Here is a 17696-nt window from a genome sequence, read left to right on the forward strand (position 1 = left end):
CAGAGTGAACGTTCGAATATTGCAGTGCGAAAAATACATATATAACACCCAGCGTCTACTGCAACACGAGCGGGTCAATATTGGATATTGTTTAACGCCCGACGAGCATTAAAAAGCCCCAAACACTGCACAATTGGCAATATGTGGGGCCTATAAAGAAAACCTATATTTATTCGAACGCGACGCGTATCAATCCTGCCGCAGCCTCACTGTCCGGCGTTGAATCGGGGTAATTCCACCTTTGTCTTGCGCTCAATGAATGCGTGCTCCATCGCGTTGAACTCGCTCTTGAGTTCGTCGCTTTTGAGCTTGTATTCCTGACTCGTCATGCCCTGTTGTACGTCATCCAACGCTTGCTGACGCACCCACAGTGGACCCTGATCCAGCAGCAGTTCATCGGAGTATTTGTCTTTCAGGAACGCTCTCCAGAAATCACGCTGAGTGGTCGCCAACAGCTCCTGCGCGGAGTTGTCCAGATTCAGCACCCGCTGCTCGGCGGCATCAAGCATCGGCGTCGTCACATTGGCAATCCCTGTGAACATGGCCTGTCCAGGTTGCCCCGGCAAGCCCAGCCGGTCCTTCAAGCCGATGCGATAGGCAAGTCGGATCTCCACTCTATCGACCTGCAAGGCTCGTTCAACTTTCTTCAGGAGGGTATCGGTTGATTGCGCAATGACACGAAGGCGAGCGTCGATATCCTGCTGCGCGATTCGCTCGACTTCATCCAGTCTGAACAGTCCTTTTGCCAATATCGAAAGCGCCTCTTTGGCCTGCACGGCATTGACGCTCTTCAAACCTTCGCTGGCGAGGTTCCTGACCTCCAACCGACTGAAAATCAAACTGGCCCCATCGGCACAAGTCTCTACATCGCCTGCCAGAAGGAACAAGTCGGTACGCAGTTCCTCGGAGTGCGTGGCGGCATCCAGAATCTTCCACACTCGCGCCTGTAGATCCGGATAAGCATTTCTGTACTCGGCCGTTTCCCTCAGGTCTTCCAACAACGTGAAGAACTCGGCCGACGTTTGCTGACCATCGTCTACAAGCCGCCATTGCGTTTCCCTGATGGCACGCTCGCTGTCCGGTATGCCTCGCATCCAGCGCTCAAGCCTCGCACCGGAATTCACCAGAGGGTCGCGAACCCCATTCGGTGCCATTGGCACATGCACCACTTCGGGCGGCCGGAAAAAGCGCATCCACGCCTGCGCATAGTCATCCAGGGCAGAAGGCGTGAGCGGGTTACCGTCCAGAGAGCTGCGTTTGAATGCCCGCTCGGCAGCGGCTGCATGCTCTTCGGAAGGGTTGAGGATGTCGTCTGCGACCCGGGTGATCAGGTTATCGCGCAAATCGACGCGTTGAAGATCCGGCAAGGTATCCAGCCCTGTCGGCCACTCGGTGAGTGCGGTGCGGCGCAGGTCGATTTGCCGCAATGTCGGCATGCGGCGAAAGTCAGGTACGCGGCCCAGTGGGTTATCACTCAAGTACAGGTGTTGTAATGCAGAACATTCTTCGAGGACCGCAACCGTCTGCGGCGTTAACGCAATCTGGTTTCTGGAAACGTCAAGCGCCTCGAGCCAGCGCATCTCCCGCAGCTCCGCCGGCAAACGTGTCAGTCGATTATCCTCCAGGCTTATTTCGCGCACGCTGGGGAACGCTTCCAGAAAAGCATCCGGCACCGCCCCAAGCGCCATAGCGCTGAGGTCTAGCGAGGGGACATGAAAAAACTGCGCCCTGGAAATCACCGGCAGCTCGCCAACCCGCAGACCACCCAGGCTGAGCAAGCCTGCGGAGTGAAATCCCACCCCTGCCCCTTCCGGTACGTCCACTCTTTGCCAGCACTGGCGGAGCAAGTCCGCCACTCGCTGTTTGTCCTGCTGGCTGACCACCTCAGTACGGCCATCGGGCAAGACGTGCGTACTGGGCGTTTCCACCCAGGTTTGTGCCTCGTTTTTCAGGCTTTCCAGCTCAAACTCAAGATTGAACAGATAGTTATCAATCGTCATCGGGAGAGTCGGATGAGCCTGCGCATTCGCCGCCTGAGCCAGAACAAGTTCGATGTCTGCGTTGCCATAAGAGGGGTACAGCCTGCGAACCCTGTCGCGGCGCTCTGCGAGCAATCTTTGCCTGTTTTGCCCACGACCACTCAACGGATAACCAAAACGACCATCGCCCCCACGCGCCGGCTTCTTGAAAAAGGGCTTGACCGGCTGCATCTGCAGAACCTGGCGCAACGCCGTACGTGACAGGGCATGCCGTCTGATCAGCAATTTGAGCTGCGCCCCCTGGCCCACATGAGGCAGGCCCAACGCGCTGCGATGGGCATCCGGCAGCGCATGCTGCAATGCCGCATACAGGTCGTCGTCACCATGCAAATGGTTGTCTTCAGCATCACGCGTTTCGTAGCGCCCATCGTCCTTGCGCATTAGAACCTTGCGCTCGGTGGCCTGCTCGGGCCCGACACTGGCGCGCAGCTCCCCGTGCAAGGAACCCTCCCGGACTTCAATGCGCAAGCTGCCTGGCCAACCCGGCAATGCTTCCAGGGTGTTGAGGGCAAGGCGCTCGGTGTCCTGGGTCAGCAGCGCATCCAGATAAAGCCCCTCATAGGCCCGCGACAGGCGCACTTCACGTTGAGCGTGACGTAATGCCTCTGCCAGACGCAGCGGGATGGGCTTGGTTTGTCGAGTGTCCGCAAAGTCCCATTTGGCCATTTGTTCGCGCTCCGCACTCGATGCACCGGCCAACAGGTCTTCGGCCATACGGGTGGGGATACCGGAAAAACGACTTCTAATCAGATTGACCTGTGGGTCTGCGCTCGCGTGCTGGCTGGCATAGCGATCATTGAACAGCACACGCTTTCTGCTCGCAGTAACCGTTGCAGACTCATCGCTGTTCATCTGAGCGATCAAGCGCTCGGCCTGTTTATAGGCGTCAAACCGGCTGAGCGTATCGGCCAACAACGCCGGCACGGGTTCGTTTTCGACGTGCATTTTGCGCAACACACCTTCATGTGTGCCGCTGATGTCCAGGATCTGCGCAAGCTCGGCATCGCTGAACGCGTCCGCCGAGTAACCCAGGCGCCGCATCAACCGCTTCGCGTCCCATTCCAGCGGTTGCTCGGTCTCGACCTTCCAGGCGCCGGCGTTGTTGTGTTCCACCCGCGGTTTGTAGGCCGTGCGGCGCTGCGGATGTTCCAGTCGGTGCTGCCCCGTCACCGGGTCCTGGCTCACCTGATAGGTCTTTTCCTCCAGCCGCAGCCACGGCTTGCCGCGGTGCTCATACAGGCCGATGTCGTTGGGCACGGCATTGGCCGGCAGCGCCACCGGGTGCTCGTAAGGTCCGACGTCGGGCTTCCACAGGCGGGATTTACCACCGGGGAGCTCCACCGGTTTGAGGCTGTTGATCAGCGCGCTGGGCTTTACTGCGACGGCCCCCTGGGGCAGTACGTGCCCGGCGCCCATCAGCGCCAACTGGGCAAAATTGATCAGCGCCCCGTTAATATGGGACGCCGCCTCGTCCCGATCGCCCTTGCTCCAGTCTTCGATGCCTTCCAGCAGTTCATCGGCGATCTGCGCCACCATCACGCCCAACAGCACTTCACCCACGCCCGGAATCAACATCCCGACAAAGTTGAACACATTCCAGCCGATGTCCAGGTAGCTGGTCAGACGCTTCCAGCGTGTCGCAGCGTCCTCATCGCCGGTCGGCACTGCAATGACCCGCGCATCGGCGATGGCTTTATCGCGTTTGTCGACATACAACCATTGCCACAGATCTCCGGCAATCAGGTTGGTGATGGGCTCGGCGGCAGGATTTTCGACTGCGGTTTCCCGCCACCAGGGGCCCATGTCCAACGGCTCGCGTTGCTGCCAGACGACACGCGACAGGCGTTCGTTGACCCGGACAAAGAATTTGCCCTTGTCCTTTTGCCTCACGAAACGGCTGAAGAACGCCTGATATTGCGCCTCGCGCAGTTGGCTGAGCAGTTCTTTCAGGAAGTCGGCGAGGGAGTTGTACTCTTTCAACGGATGCAGGGGATCGTCCGGCACGTAGGCAATCACCGGTCCATCCAGTCGGCTTTGCTGATAAATATCCTCGCGACGCAGCATGTCCTCATGGACGCCAGAAGGACCATTGGTGAAAAACGACTGCAGTACTTTGAACTTGTCGTAATAACTATCCGGCAGCGCTGGCACGCGTTGCGACCCGTCGCTCCAGAACTTCACTCCGCCAGGGGTCAATGCGTCGACCAGCGGCTTGAGCCGGGACGGCTGGCTCAAGGCGCTGAACAACACGATGCCGTGCAACGGGAAGCCCATCAGCGAGAGCCGATGCCGGTGCAGCGGCTGATCATGAAAGGTGATATCGCTTTTGTTATCGCGCACCTGTTGAAGTTTGTTGTACGCATGCTCGCTGATATCTTTTTTCAAGTAAGCCGTTAACGCATCCAGGTTAAAGGACGCCTTCTGCGCGGCCAACGCATTATCTTGCAATAACTGCCTGGCGTTTGGATCGGACGGTAGCAGAATGCTTTTTATATGAGTTTGATACTGTGCACCCAGGTTCAACCGCCGACACAGGGTGGCGATCTTGGTGATCGTCATTGCTTTCTCAAGTTTCAGTTCGCCCCTGAAGTTCTTCGAATACACACCGGAACCGGTCCTGAAATAATCGTTTGCGGTTTCCGGCTCTTCGAAGTTATGCAACGCCGCCTCCAGCAGGGTGGATTCACGCAGATAACTGGCGCCACCGTCGATCACCCGCAGAATCCTGTCCGGCACATACAGCTTTACCTTCAACTTGCTGACGTCGGCATCGGAGTTGAAATTTGACCAGATGAGCAAGGAAAGCAGGGGTTTGGCAAACGCCTGAATGTCCTGCTGCAAGTCTTTCAGAGGGGCATCCACCTTCGCCTGCAACCGCCAGCGCTCATCAACCAGCGCCTTTAGGCGCTGCCGATCGAGGCTGGACGCATTTATGTACCAATCAGGGAACGCTGGACTTGCGATGCCCAGTGATAACAAGCGGCTCATGGACGCTGCTGTTATTGCGCGGGGCAGTGCCCGGACAATACGTTCGTGGTGAGGGCCTTTATGGGGCACTGGATTAACCGGCTCTTGTTCAACGCCTTCCAATCCTTTTAATTCAGACATTTTGTAACAACCAAAGATAACGATAGAAGTTATCAGCTTAAGCGGCACCCCCTGAAATAAAAGACTAAAAAACTGTTCGACCGACTGCCGATCAATAGAGTGATAGATCAACTATTAAAGGGTTGAACATATATATATAACACCCTTGTTTTCCGTTGGACTTATGCCCTCGCCACGCGCTGTTTTACCTGCAGATCATGGCGTTATGATGTTCACTCACTGCCTTGGGACATGGGCCGACTACTCGATCACCAACCGAGCCAACCGCTGCTTGAGCATGCGGTTCTCGGCGCGCAGTTGCTGCACTTCTTCAAGCAGGTCGAGCGCCAGGGCGACGCCTTCCCATTCCAGTTCCAGATCGTGCCGCAGCTTCGCGGCACGTTTGGCCAGCGCCAACTCATAATCGTTGAAACGCCAATCCTTGGGCTGCTCGCCCTGAGGTTCGAGGATGCCGTGTTCGACGATTTCGATCACGTAGACGTCCGACAGGTCGGTCGCCTCACAGAATTCTGCCATGTCCAGTTGAACGATCAGGGGGTTGCTCATGATGGGCTACTCCGTCTCTTGGATCAGAAGTTTTCTCTGGGGTTGAAAGCCGCTTTTTTCGCCAGTTCCTGCCACAACGCCTTGACCTCGTCGTCCGAGGCTTTAGGCATGACGGCCTTGAGTTGCACAAACAGATAACCGCGATGACCGGCCTTGTTCATCAAACCGTGGCCCTTGGCGCGCATGCGCTGGCCGTTCTGGCTGCCGGCGGGAATCTTGAGGTTGATCTTGCCTGTCAGTGTAGGCACTGCCACCTCAGTACCTAACGCCAACTCCCAAGGAGCCAACGGCAAGGTAATGATCAGGTTTTCGCCTTCGACGTCGAACTTGGGGTGCGGCGCAAAGCGAATGATCAAGAACAAGTCGCCATTGGCCCCGCCACCCGTGCCCGGTGCACCCTGGCCCTTGAGGCGGATGCGCTCGCCGTCGGTCACACCGGCCGGGATCTTCACGTTCAGGCTTTTGCTGGTGTTGCTGACATGCTGGCCGGCAGCGTTGTACTGCGGCACCTGGAAGGTGACCTTCTTCGATTCGTTCGAGAGGGTTTCTTCCAGAAAAATCCCGAGTTCCATTTCCACGTCTTGCCCTCGACGCCCGGCGCTACGGCCCGACTGTCCACCACCAAAACCAGGGCCACGGTTGCCGAAAATCGAACTGAAGAAGTCCGAAAAATCGCCTGTGTCCTGACCACCGCCGAAACCGCCTGCACCACGACCCTGCCAACCCGGCGGGCCCTGGAACGGTTGGCCGTGCTGGCCGTATTTGCGCAAGTCGTCGTATTCGGCGCGCTTGTCGGCGCTTTTCAGCGCTTCATAGGCTTCCGAGGCGTCTTTGAATTTGGACTCGGCGTCCTTTTCCTTGCTGACGTCCGGGTGATACTTGCGCGCCAGCTTGCGATAGGCGGCCTTGATCGTCTTATCGTCCGCGGTCGGTTCCACACCGAGAATCTTGTAATAGTCTTTGAAGTCCATCTAAGGATCACCATCCGTTATCAAAATCGCGCCACCACCGGCAGCATGCGCTTATTGGCAGCCGCGAGGTTGACCGATCTCAAGGTTGTGACCGGGGCGCGCATCAGAAGTTTATCGGCAGCAGTCGGCGGTTCTTTCGCCCGTCCTGTGGCTGCCAGGGTCGATGCAGACAAGTTTGGGGCATCGGGCCAGCTTATCAAGGCGCTAATCGTTGAGATTTAGCGGATAGTCGGCCTTCGAATCTGCGCCGCACTGACATACACTGCGCGGCCGTTTTTTAACCGGAACTCGAAAGACATGAAAAACGCATCTCCAGCCCGTGCCTGTGGTATCGACTTCGGCACGTCCAACTCCACCGTCGGCTGGCTGCGCCCCGGCATGGAAACGCTGATCGCGCTGGAGGACGACAAGATCACCCTGCCGTCGGTGGTCTTCTTCAACATGGAAGAACGCCGTCCGGTGTACGGCCGCCTCGCGCTGCACGAGTACCTGGAAGGCTACGAAGGCCGGTTGATGCGCTCGCTCAAGAGCCTGCTCGGTTCCAAGCTGATCAAGCACGACACCAGCGTCCTCGGCACGGCGATGCCGTTCAAGGACCTGCTCGGACTGTTTATCGGCCAGTTGAAGAAGCGCGCCGAAACCGCCGCCGGTCGCGAGTTCGATGAAGTGGTGCTCGGCCGTCCGGTGTTTTTCGTCGATGACGATGAATTGGCCGACCAGGAAGCCGAAAACACCTTGGTGGACGTGGCCCGCGCCATCGGCTTCAAGGATGTGTCGTTCCAGTACGAACCGATTGCGGCGGCCTTCGACTATGAGTCGACCATCGAAAAAGAAGAGCTGGTACTGATCGTCGACATCGGCGGTGGTACATCCGACTTCTCGCTGGTGCGCCTGTCCCCTGAACGACGTATGCACGACAACCGTCACGACGACATCCTCGCCACCGGCGGCGTGCACATCGGCGGGACCGATTTCGACAAGCAGCTGAGCCTGCAAGGCCTGATGCCGCTGTTCGGCTACGGTAGCCGGATGAAGAGCGGCGCCTACATGCCGACCAGCCACCACATGAACCTGGCGACCTGGCACACCATCAACTCGGTGTATTCGCAGAAGTCGACCCTGGCGCTGGGCAGCATGCGCTACGACATCGAAGACACTGGCGGCATCGATCGCCTGTTCAAGCTGATCGACCAGCGCGCCGGCCATTGGCTGGCGATGGAAGTGGAAGAAACCAAGATCCAGCTGACCCACGCCGACAGCCGCCATGTGCCGCTGGACCGCATTGAACCGGGCTTGAGCGTGGAATTGAGCCGGGCACTGTTCGAATCGGCCATCAACAACTTGCTGGAGCGCGTTCGCAACAGTGTCACCCAGCTGCTGAACGACGCCAACGTGCGTGTCGATCAGGTGGATACGGTGTTCTTCACCGGCGGTTCGAGCGGGATTCCAGCACTGCGCAACAGCGTCTCGGCAATGTTGCCGAATGCGCGGCATGTGGAAGGGAACATCTTCGGCAGCATTGGCAGTGGCTTGGCGATTGAGGCGATGAAGCGCTACGGCACGATGGACTGATCCGAAACCTGGGTGCCCCCATCGCGAGCAAGCTCGCTCCCACAATAGACTGCGTTCGCTCAGGCAACGCCGATCAAATGTGGGAGCGAGCTTGCTCGCGATGACGTCAGACCAGGCACTGCATCTCCTGGATCAAACCATCCCCACCTGCTTCAACTCACTCTTCAAATACGCGTAATAAATCGGCCCCGCCACCACCCCTGGCAGGCCGAACGCGGCCTCGAACACCAGCATCGCCAGCAGCAACTCCCACGACTTGGCACTGATCTGCCCGCCCACGATGCGCGCGTTGAGAAAGTATTCGAGCTTGTGGATAAAAATCAGGTAACCCAGCGCCGCCACGGCCACCCAGATCGACAGCGACAGTCCGACGATGGTGATCAGGGTGTTCGACATCAGGTTGCCGATCACCGGCAGCAGGCCGAGCAGGAACGTCAGCACGATCAGGGTTTTGGTCAGCGGCAGCTTGATCCCGAACATCGGCAGGACCACCGCCAGGAAAATCCCGGTGAAGAAGGTGTTGAGCAGGGAAATCTTGATCTGGGCGAACACGATGTTGCGAAACGCCTGGACCAGCAGGTGCAAGCGGTCGAACAGCGCGGCGGCCAATGGCTTGCGCTTGGTCACGTCCGGCACGCGCTGCAAGGCAATGATCGCCCCCAGCACCATGCCGATCAGCAGCGTCACAAACATGTGCGCCGCGTCCTTGCCCACCAGCTGCAAGTCGCTGAGGTGCTTGCTCACCCACTCGCCAATCGCCACGCGGAACTCGGCGGCGCTGGCGGGCAGATAGGCGTCGATGAACGGCGGCAATTGCCCGCGCGCCCGACCAACCACACCCATGAACTTGTCGAGAGAAGCGCCGGGGTTTTCCGCTTCATGCAGCAGAAAGCTGAAGGCTCCGGCAAAGATCAACGTCAACACACTGACCACTAGCGTTCCCAACAGCGCCACCGCCAGCCAGCGTGCACGCCGACCTTCGATCAGCCGCTGCAGTTGCGGGGTGAGCATGTTGACCAGTTCGAATACCAGCAGCCCGGCCAGCAGACTGGGCAACAACCGCAGCGGTAGCACCAGCAACAAACCGCCGAAAATAATGACCCAACTGATGACTAGCAAGACGTGACGTTGAGAAAACGTTGGCATACAGCCTCAAAACGAACGGCGTAAAAGGATTGGCAGTCTGCCAGCGTTCCGATGCCAGCACTAGGGATTGTGTAGGTCGACCTTAGTGGGGGCACTGGCGACTTTTTTCAGTGCCCTTATTGGCCCCATCGTCGGAACGCCGCCCGACGATGGGGCCAGCACAGCCGCCGCAAATCTCCCCCCGCCATGACCCTGTTGTTTATTTTTTCTTCAGGCAATCGCTCATGAAGGTTTTGCGCGCATCACCCTTGAGAGCCTTAGTGGCGGCATCGGCGTTGCAGGTTTTCATTTTCTCTTGCTGAGGCGTCAGGGGTTTGGCGGCATCGGCGGCGGGTGCCGCTTTGAGGCAATTGCTCATGAAAGCTTTGCGTTCATCGCCCTTGAGGGTTTTTGCGGTAGCGTCAGCATTGCAGGTGGTCATCTTGTTCTGTTGCTCAGTGGCGGCGAAGCCCTGGGCGCAGAGCAGCAAACCGATCATCAACAAAGGGACACGCAACATCTTCATGGAGTTTTCTCCTTGTTGCCGCACCGACGAGCACGGCCTCGCTCTGGAGTGTAGACAACACCTGTTACACCTTCCTGCTCTCAAGGTGGCTGCGTCGATACTGTTCCGGTGTGCACTGCGCCTGGCGTTGAAACATCGCGATAAACGCTGAACCGGTGCTGTAGCCCATGTCGAAGGCGATCTCCTGAATGCTGCGTTGGCTGTCCAGCGCTTCGATCGCCGCCAGAAACCGCAAGCGCTGCCGCCACTCACCAAAACTCATACCCAACTCACGCACAAACCGCCGCGCCAGGGTGCGTTCGCTGACATGGATCTGTGCGGCCCATTCCGCCAAGGGCCGGTTATCACCGGGCTCGGCCTGCAAGGCTTCGAGTATCCCGAGCAAGCCGGGGCTGCTGGCGTAAGGCAGATAACACTCATGCACTGGCGCCTGCTGCAGCTGATCCACCAACACCTGAGCCAGACGTTTGTCAGCGTCGAGCTCGGGAATCTTCACATCGCGTGCGGCGAAGTCTTTGAGGATCGCTTTGAGGATGTCGCTGATGGCCAGGGTGCAGGCCTGTTGCGGCAGGTCCTGGCACATCGGCGGCGCCAGGCAGACCGCGCGATAGTTGATGGGCTGATGGCTGTAGAAGCTGTGCTCGGTCTGCGGCGGCACCCACACCGCGTATTGCGGCGGTGACATGAAGCGGCTGCCGCCGATTTCCATGTGCAATACGCCGTGGGCCGAATACTCCAGCGTTCCCCATGGATGACGGTGCGCCGAGGCATAACGATGCGCATCAAAGTCGGCATAACGGAAGTACACCGGGGCAGGCAGTTCGCTGAAGTCGAGCAGATCGATATGTTTACTGTTCATGCTGTCCGTCATCAGGGGTAGGTTGTCTGGATCGAAGTATAGGCTTGTATCCAGACAGGCGATAATCACCCCTCATTAACGCTCTGGTTTTCTCTGATGCAATACGCTTATCCCCTGCTGGCCATTTTCATTTGGGCCGGCAACACCGTGATCACCAAAATGTCGGCCGGGGCGATCTTCCCCGCCGAGATCGGCTTTTACCGCTGGCTGCTTGCCGGACTGCTGTTCACACCCTTTATGCTCAAACCGGTGATCGCCCATTGGCCAGCGATCCGCCCGAACCTGGGCAAGATTTTTGTACTCGGTGTGCTCGGCATGGCTGTTTACCAAAGCCTGGCGTACTTCGCTGCGAGCCTGACCTCGGCCACCAACATGGGCATCATCCTGTCGCTGATGCCACTGATGTCGCTGGCCATGGCGATCATCAGTCTCGGCCAGCGCCTGACCATCGGGGCCCTGGTCGGAGCGGTGCTGTCGCTCGCAGGGGTTTTGGTGGTCGTCTCGTCCGGCAGCCTGGGTGCGCTGCTCGAGCACGGGGTGAACCTGGGTGACGCGATGATGCTGATCGCCACCCTGGCCTACGCGATTTACAGCACGCTGCTGAAAAAGTGGCAGCTGCGTTTGCCGCCGCTGGTGTTGTTGTACTTGCAGGTATGGGTGGCGGTGGTGGTGCTGTTTCCGATGTTCCTCGCGTCACCGAAGATCGGCCCGACGCTGCAAAACATTCCGCTGGTGCTTTACGCCTGCCTGCTGGCCTCGATGGTTGCACCATTGGCGTGGATGCAGGCCGTGTTGCGCCTGGGGCCGAGCCGGACCACGTTGTTTTTCAATCTGCTGCCGCTGATTACTGCGCTGATTGCGGCGGTGGTGCTGCATGAGCAGTTGGCGATGTATCACCTGGTTGGCGGGGTGTTGACGTTGGGTGGGGTGATTCTTTCCGAGCGCTGGACCACGGTGTTGGGCCGCAAGATCAGGGTTGCCTGAGCTGACGCTATCGCGAGCAAGCTCGCTCCCACAGGGATATCACCGTCCTTGTGGGAGCGTGGCTTGCCCGCGATGAACGATAACGCGGTCTAAACCCCAGCCGCTTTCAGCCGCGCCGCATGCTCGACAAACAACCGGATCGGCTCCGCGCCCTTGCCCACCCAACCCAACGACTGATTGACGATGTCGAAGTGATCCAGCGGATACTCATCGCCGATCACTGTCCCCAGATGCGAGCTGTAACGCCCGACCATTCCGTCGCAATGCCCGACCTCTCGAACGAAGGTCCTGGCAAACAGCCGACAGCTGCGGTTGGTCCCATCAAACAGGTTTCGCCCGCGATCGGTCCTGCCCGGCTGCAAGGTCCCGGACCAGGAGTAATACCGCACGCCATTGACCTCTTCCGGCCCATGCCCGCCCCAGGTTTCAGGCAAGCCCTGTGGATAACGCTGGTTGAACAGCGCCACGCCTTCCGTCGTCAGGGAATGATGAGAGGCATGGATATCCACCGGCAATTTCGGTCCGCGATAACCGGTTTCCAGCAGGCACATCAGCGCACTGATCCAGCGCAGCAAAACGCTGAGCAAACGCCCCATGGCGCTGTCTCCCGGATAGTGTTTGTGCAGGTAATCCGCCAGCTCCGAACCGTGATTGGGCCCTGCCACCGACGTCACCGACGCCACCCAATCCGGGCGTTTGGCAGCGGCGTAACGGGCAGTGAGCGAGCCCTGGCTATGGCCGATCAGGTTGACCTTCTCGGCCCCGGTTTCCCGCAGAATCTCCTCGATCCGCGCCAGCAACTGCTCGCCACGTACCTCGTTTGAATTGAGCGGCGAGACCTGCACCGCAAACACCAAAGCCCCACCCCGGCGCAACGCCGAGATAATCCCGTACCAATACGGATAGATCAGTAGACGGATAAACCCGAGCATTCCCGGGACCAACACCAACGGATAACGCGTGGCGGAACCTTGCGACATGGGCGAACGTCCTTGTGATCGGTGAGGTAACGCAAGGCTGAATGCAAGACATCAGCCAAGCATCGGCATCGAAGATGACAACTCGACGACCAGTCTATGACATCCCGCCCTACTTCAGTCCCACCACCCCCGCCACGATCAATCCGACCGACACCAGTTTGACCGCCGTCAGGCTTTCGCCGAGCAGCGCAAACCCGAGAAACACCGTGCCCAGTGAGCCGATGGCGGTCCAGATCGGGTAAGCGATGCTCACCGGCAACTCGCGCATGGCCAGGGTCAGGAAGTAAATCCCGCCCACCGCGGCCACCACGGTGATCATCGACGGCCAGAGCCGGGTGAAGCCCTCGGCGTACTTCATGCCCATGGCAAAGGTGACTTCGAAGCCGGCGGCGATCAGCAAAAACAGCCAGGCCATCTAGAACTCCCTGGCCAGCGCCCGCAAACGCTGCTCGGCTTCGGCGGCGGAGATCTGGAAGGTGCGCGCCTCGGATTCTTCGCCTTCGGCGGCCACGACCGTGATGTCGGTGATGCCGATGAACCCCAATGCCGTGCGCAACAACGGATCGGCATGGTTCATCGCCTCAAGTTCTCCACCGGGCCCGAAACCGAATCCACCGCGACTGGTGACGATCAACGCCTTCTTGCCCTGCACCAGCGGCTCGTATTGGGCGACGCCATTGTCCAGGGTGTGATTGAAGGTCAGCCCCAGTCGCACAATCTGATCGATCCAGGCCTTGAGGCCGCTGGGCACGCTGAAGTTGTGCATCGGCGTGGAAATCACCAACAAATCGTGACCGAGTAACTCGCCCACCAGTTCATCGCTGAACGCCAGGTCGGCCTGCATCGACAGCGGCCGCGCATCGGGTTCGGGGTAAAACGCGGCGGCCACAAAAGCCTCGTTGACCGGTGGAATCAACGCTCGACCGACTTCGCGACGGGTCAGGTGCGACTGAGGATTGGCCGCCTGCCAGGCTGAAAGAAACACCTCGGCCAAGCGCCGGGAGTGAGAACGGTCGCCACGGGGGCTGGCATGTACGGCAAGAATTGTGCTCATCTGAATCTCCTGAAGGACTAAACTCAAACTGCTTGTGGCTAGCAGCTTGAAGCGCTTAGCCGCCCCTCTTCAAATGAGCAAAAATCAGTCTGGATGAATTGGATTCATCCATGGAGCTTTCAATGTTTGCATCGCTGCCGCTGACCGCCCTGCGCGCCTTTGAATCCGCCTCGCGCCTGCTGAGCTTCAAGGCCGCCGCCGAAGAACTCTCGGTGACGCCGACGGCGGTTTCCCATCAGATTCGTTCGCTGGAGACCTGGCTCGGTGTGCCGTTATTCGAGCGGTTGCCACGGCAAGTTCGCCTGACGGACTGCGGTGAACGGCTGTTCCACAGCTTGCACGGTGCCTTGCTGGAAGTGGCGCAAAGTGTCGATACCTTGCGCCCGCAACGCAGCGGCGCGAGCCTGACGATCTCCACCACCGCCGCTTTCGCTGCGTTGTGGCTAGTGCCTCGGCTGGGTCGGTTCTACGCCCGGCACCCAAACATCAGCCTGCGGCTCGATACCCATTGCGAAGTCATCGATTTGCATCAGGACGCCAGCGTCGATCTGGTGCTGCGCTACAGCCTCGACGATTACCCGAACCTTTATGGCCTGTGCCTGTTCGACGAATCCTTCGGCGTCTATGGTTCGCCGGAGCAAGTCGCCCTGGCCGCCAGCCGAGCGCCGACGCTGATCAGCGTGCGCTGGCACAACTCCAAACTGTATGCCCACGGCTGGGAGGCCTGGTGCGCACAAGCCAACGAGAACTGGCTTGCAGGGAAGCCAGCGATCCGCGAATACGACGAAGAGCATTACGCCCTGCAAGCGGCGATTGCCGGACAAGGCCTGGTGTTGGCGAGCAATATTCTGGTGTCCGAGAGCGTGGCCAGTGGCTTGCTGGTGGCTTACAAGGGTGAGGTTCAGGTCGATGGTGCCGGTTACGCGGCACTGTGCGTGCCGGGGCGCGAACGACATCCGCCGGTCCGGGCGTTTTTTGCGTGGTTGCAGGAGGAAGCAGCGTTGTCAGGGTTATTACCAAGATCGCGGCCTTCGGCAGCGCCTGCGGGGAAACGCATTCCAAGGTAAGACATCCTGAAAGATATGTAGCGCCTGCTGAACCGCCATCGCGAGCAAGCTCGCTCCCACATTTAGTCCCTTGGTTGCTCACAATTAGTGTGGCCAAAGAAGATCCACTGTGGGAGCGAGCTTGCTCGCGATGGGGCCCTTTGAGACACCCTATTACTTGGTCGGTTTGACGGTGACTGGCGCCTTGCCGGCCTTCATCTGCTCCAGCAACGGCGCGCACTGATTCGGTTCGCCACCGCTCGGTGCCACCAGCGCCAGCAACCCCGCCGCCGGTGCGGCAATCACACCCAACGCCACCATCCCCGCCCCGCGCAGTATCAGCGGCACAGCCTTCACACCCGCATCAGGTTTGATGAACTTGCCCCGCACGTACAGCGGCGAACGCAGCGAAATCAAGCGCCAGCCCTTGGATTCCGGGGTGATGGTCAGGTCCAGTTGCTCAGTCGCCATGTTGGCGGTGCCATCGATGTAGATGATCGCGTTTTCGGTATCGAAGACGAACAGACGCGTGGTCGCCAGTCCGGTCTTGATATCGAAGTCGGCGGCAGCGCAGTTGATCTTCACTTCCTTGTCGCCAAAGATCTTGCCGACCACATAGTTGCCGACGTTGAGCCCTGCCAGCTCCATAAGTTCGCGGCTGATGGCGCCGTCATTGATCAGCATCTTCAGATTGCCATTGGCAGTGCCCAGCAGTTTGGCCACCGAGTTGCCACGACCGGTGATGTCGGCATCGCCATTGAGCTCGCCGAAACTGGTTTTCATCGGCTCAAAGGTCGGGAACAGCTGCTTGAGTTTGAATTTGCGTGCGGTGAGTTTGGCCCGGCCTTCCAGCGGTTCGGTTCGGCCATTGAGGCGAATCTGAGCATCCAGGGTGCCGCCGGCCACGCCGAAGCGCAGGGGTTCAAGGCTGAGCACGCCGTCGGTGAGTATCAGGTGGGTGTAGAGATCGTTGAACGGCAGTTTTTCGCTGTGGACGATGCGCTTGCCGGTGAACTCGACGTCAGCGTCCATATCGCGCCAGCGCTCGGTTTTGAACTCTTCGACCGGCAATACCTTGTCGGCCGGCTGCTTGCTTTCGCCGCCACGGGCCTTTTGTTTGGCGTTGGAGTCGGCACCGATCAGCGGGGCCAGGTCGGCAAACAGCAGTTGATTGGATAGCAATGAGCCGCTGAGTTTCGGTCGCGGCTGGCTGGCGACATAGGCCAGGCTGCCATGGATGTCGCTCTGACCGATCTTGCCGTTGAATTCTTCGTAACGGAACACCGCGCCATCTGCTTCATGCAGCTTGGCGATCAGATGCCCGTCAGTCTCGTAAGGCGGAGTGTCCGGCAGGGTTACGCCGGTCAGCGGGTAGAGATTGCCCAGGCTGGTGCCGGCCAGTTTCAGGCGCAAGTCCAGGGCGCCGAGGTTCAGTGGATCAGTGAGGGTGCCGGCCAGTTCGACACTGGTGTCGGCGATCTTCAATTTTGCTTGAAGCGGGAACGGTCTGGCCGCGTCCTGCAACGCCAGCAGGCCGCCGATCTTGCCTTCGCCCGCGAGTTTCTGGCCGTGGTATTGGCCTTTGACCTTCAGCGCGAATGCGTAATCCTGCGGCGCAGCGCCCTTCTGCGACGCGGTTTTCGCGGCTTTGTCACCGACGATGTCACTGAACGGAATCGGTTTGCCCAGCGGGTCGATGATCAAGTCGAGCTGAGTTTTCAGGTTTTGGTCGTCGAGGGTGACGTGGCCTTTGTCGAAGCCGATCGCACCGATGTCCACCACCCAGCTTGAACGCTCGGCGTTCGGGTCTTTGGGGTCGAACTTGAAGGCCCAGTTAGCGCGCCCATCGGCCAGGCGTTGGAGATCAGCATTCGGTTCGGTCAGGTCAATACGCGGGATCACCACGCGCTGCGCCAGCAAGGCCAAGGGCGAGAGTCGCAACTCGACGCGTTTGAGGGTGACCATCTGCGGCGTCTTCGACCAGTCCGGGTTGCCCAGGCTCAAGTCCTCCGCCACAACATGCGGCCACGGCACCCACGCGCGCCAGCCGCCCTCGTCGGGTTCACGCTGCCAGATCACCGCGAGGTTGCCGTTGATGGCGAACGGGCGGTGCAGCTCTTCGGAAACTTTGGCGTTAAGCGATGGTTTGATCCGGTTCCAATCGAAGAACGCGATGATCAGAACCAGTGCGACCAGCAGGACAACAAGGCTGGCGAGGGTCCAGGCAAAAACTTTACGAGTGCGCGTCATTGCACAGGGCTCCTGATACGACTGAGCGCCCTGACTGCGACGCACGTTTGAAACGTTAGGGCAGAACCGGCCTGCCATGGAGTCTACGACTGGGAAATGGCGCGCAGGTTTAACAGAAATACCGCTTAACGCTCAAATAATCGGTCGGCGCCAGGATGCCCCCTCAATCCAGCGTTACCGGACCCGCACTTTTGCAAGGCGCAAGTGAGTGGAAAATACCCATCTCAGCGCAAAAACGTCCGCCGGAAACGCCCGATTTAGAGCCGTTTCACGGAACAATCAATTCCGTTGATTATTACCATTGCGTTTATGAACTTTTATATCGACTTATCGAGAGTAGCATTGCCCTCGTACCCACTTTATCGCCCTCCTACGGAGCACCCAATCATGAAACGCCAATTACTGTTTAGCCTTACCCTCTCGATGCTGGCCAGCACGGCTTTCGCCCTGCCAGCGGCTGACCAGGCCACACCGCAAGTGAAATCCACCCACTCGGTGTTCAGCCAAACCGTCGCCGAAGGTGGTAATGATCGCCTGAAAGAAAAAGGCCTGATCACCCAGGATGGTTCGGACCGTACTCCACAAGGCCAAACCCTGGCTGCTGATGGTTCCGATCGCACTCCACAAGGCCAAACC

At 59.0% G+C, this 17696-nt stretch carries 13 protein-coding genes and 1 pseudogene; 4 read left to right on the forward strand and 10 right to left on the reverse strand.

The features are described 5' to 3' along the window. Positions 1-206 precede the first annotated feature (206 nt). The 3 genes from VD17_RS17625 to VD17_RS17635 form a co-directional block, all read right to left on the reverse strand. Positions 207-5027: an NEL-type E3 ubiquitin ligase domain-containing protein gene (locus tag VD17_RS17625; RefSeq protein WP_052962702.1), complete on the reverse strand. Its 4821-nt coding sequence runs from the start codon at positions 5025-5027 to the stop codon at positions 207-209. Positions 5028-5387: 360 nt separating this feature from the next. Continuing rightward, on the reverse strand, positions 5388-5693 hold the full coding sequence (locus VD17_RS17630) for a chaperone modulator CbpM (RefSeq protein ID WP_008157348.1): 306 nt from the start codon (positions 5691-5693) through the stop codon (positions 5388-5390). Positions 5694-5716: 23 nt separating this feature from the next. Then, positions 5717-6664 carry a DnaJ C-terminal domain-containing protein gene (locus tag VD17_RS17635; protein ID WP_046054896.1) on the reverse strand — a complete coding sequence of 316 codons (948 nt, stop codon included), beginning with the start codon at positions 6662-6664 and terminating at the stop codon, positions 5717-5719. A 297-nt stretch (positions 6665-6961) separates the two neighbouring features. Between VD17_RS17635 and VD17_RS17640 the strand changes: the two genes are divergently transcribed. Further along, the gene (locus VD17_RS17640) at positions 6962-8236 is read left to right on the forward strand and encodes an Hsp70 family protein (RefSeq protein ID WP_046054897.1); all 1275 of its coding nucleotides are present in this window, start codon (positions 6962-6964) and stop codon (positions 8234-8236) included. Positions 8237-8368: 132 nt separating this feature from the next. On the opposite strand, the gene VD17_RS17645 is transcribed toward VD17_RS17640, so the two are convergent. The 3 genes from VD17_RS17645 to VD17_RS17655 form a co-directional block, all read right to left on the reverse strand. After that, entirely contained in the window at positions 8369-9382 is a 1014-nt protein-coding gene (locus VD17_RS17645; protein ID WP_046054898.1) for an AI-2E family transporter, read from the reverse strand. Between the two features lie 199 nt (positions 9383-9581). Next, entirely contained in the window at positions 9582-9887 is a 306-nt protein-coding gene (locus tag VD17_RS17650; protein ID WP_033055593.1) for a PsiF family protein, read from the reverse strand. Between the two features lie 64 nt (positions 9888-9951). Beyond that, positions 9952-10746 carry an AraC family transcriptional regulator gene (locus VD17_RS17655; RefSeq protein WP_046054899.1) on the reverse strand — a complete coding sequence of 265 codons (795 nt, stop codon included), beginning with the start codon at positions 10744-10746 and terminating at the stop codon, positions 9952-9954. Positions 10747-10842: 96 nt separating this feature from the next. On the opposite strand from VD17_RS17655, the gene VD17_RS17660 reads away from it, so the two are divergent. Then, positions 10843-11730: a DMT family transporter gene (locus VD17_RS17660; RefSeq protein WP_046054900.1), complete on the forward strand. Its 888-nt coding sequence runs from the start codon at positions 10843-10845 to the stop codon at positions 11728-11730. 89 nt (positions 11731-11819) lie between these two features. Here the strand turns inward: VD17_RS17660 and VD17_RS17665 are convergent, their stop codons facing one another. The 3 genes from VD17_RS17665 to VD17_RS17675 form a co-directional block, all read right to left on the reverse strand. Continuing rightward, positions 11820-12710 carry an esterase/lipase family protein gene (locus tag VD17_RS17665; protein WP_046054901.1) on the reverse strand — a complete coding sequence of 297 codons (891 nt, stop codon included), beginning with the start codon at positions 12708-12710 and terminating at the stop codon, positions 11820-11822. A gap of 109 nt (positions 12711-12819) precedes the next feature. After that, positions 12820-13125: a DMT family transporter gene (locus tag VD17_RS17670; protein ID WP_008157366.1), complete on the reverse strand. Its 306-nt coding sequence runs from the start codon at positions 13123-13125 to the stop codon at positions 12820-12822. Continuing rightward, a complete protein-coding gene (locus VD17_RS17675) occupies positions 13126-13764 on the reverse strand; it encodes an FMN-dependent NADH-azoreductase (RefSeq protein WP_008157367.1) in 639 nt (212 codons plus the stop codon). It abuts the gene before it with no gap. A gap of 110 nt (positions 13765-13874) precedes the next feature. On the opposite strand from VD17_RS17675, the gene VD17_RS17680 reads away from it, so the two are divergent. After that, positions 13875-14831 carry a LysR substrate-binding domain-containing protein gene (locus VD17_RS17680; protein WP_185753172.1) on the forward strand — a complete coding sequence of 319 codons (957 nt, stop codon included), beginning with the start codon at positions 13875-13877 and terminating at the stop codon, positions 14829-14831. 153 nt (positions 14832-14984) lie between these two features. Here the strand turns inward: VD17_RS17680 and VD17_RS17685 are convergent, their stop codons facing one another. Then, a complete protein-coding gene (locus VD17_RS17685; RefSeq protein ID WP_046054903.1) occupies positions 14985-17060 on the reverse strand; it encodes an AsmA family protein in 2076 nt (691 codons plus the stop codon). Positions 17061-17447: 387 nt separating this feature from the next. Here VD17_RS17685 and VD17_RS32635 point away from each other — a divergent pair. Further along, a pseudogene (locus VD17_RS32635) lies at positions 17448-17696 on the forward strand (hypothetical protein); the annotation flags it as partial.

Origin of the sequence: Pseudomonas fluorescens, assembly GCF_000968015.1 — a bacterium.
GTDB lineage: Bacteria > Pseudomonadota > Gammaproteobacteria > Pseudomonadales > Pseudomonadaceae > Aquipseudomonas > Aquipseudomonas fluorescens_W.

Coding starts and splice junctions, on each gene's coding strand:
- VD17_RS17625 (WP_052962702.1), bottom strand. CDS start 5,027: ATGAGCCGCTTGTTATCACTGGGCATCGCAAGTCCAGCGTTCCCTGAT.
- VD17_RS17630 (WP_008157348.1), bottom strand. CDS start 5,693: ATGAGCAACCCCCTGATCGTTCAACTGGACATGGCAGAATTCTGTGAG.
- VD17_RS17635 (WP_046054896.1), bottom strand. CDS start 6,664: ATGGACTTCAAAGACTATTACAAGATTCTCGGTGTGGAACCGACCGCG.
- VD17_RS17640 (WP_046054897.1), top strand. CDS start 6,962: ATGAAAAACGCATCTCCAGCCCGTGCCTGTGGTATCGACTTCGGCACG.
- VD17_RS17645 (WP_046054898.1), bottom strand. CDS start 9,382: ATGCCAACGTTTTCTCAACGTCACGTCTTGCTAGTCATCAGTTGGGTC.
- VD17_RS17650 (WP_033055593.1), bottom strand. CDS start 9,887: ATGAAGATGTTGCGTGTCCCTTTGTTGATGATCGGTTTGCTGCTCTGC.
- VD17_RS17655 (WP_046054899.1), bottom strand. CDS start 10,746: ATGAACAGTAAACATATCGATCTGCTCGACTTCAGCGAACTGCCTGCC.
- VD17_RS17660 (WP_046054900.1), top strand. CDS start 10,843: ATGCAATACGCTTATCCCCTGCTGGCCATTTTCATTTGGGCCGGCAAC.
- VD17_RS17665 (WP_046054901.1), bottom strand. CDS start 12,710: ATGTCGCAAGGTTCCGCCACGCGTTATCCGTTGGTGTTGGTCCCGGGA.
- VD17_RS17670 (WP_008157366.1), bottom strand. CDS start 13,125: ATGGCCTGGCTGTTTTTGCTGATCGCCGCCGGCTTCGAAGTCACCTTT.
- VD17_RS17675 (WP_008157367.1), bottom strand. CDS start 13,764: ATGAGCACAATTCTTGCCGTACATGCCAGCCCCCGTGGCGACCGTTCT.
- VD17_RS17680 (WP_185753172.1), top strand. CDS start 13,875: ATGGAGCTTTCAATGTTTGCATCGCTGCCGCTGACCGCCCTGCGCGCC.
- VD17_RS17685 (WP_046054903.1), bottom strand. CDS start 17,060: ATGACGCGCACTCGTAAAGTTTTTGCCTGGACCCTCGCCAGCCTTGTT.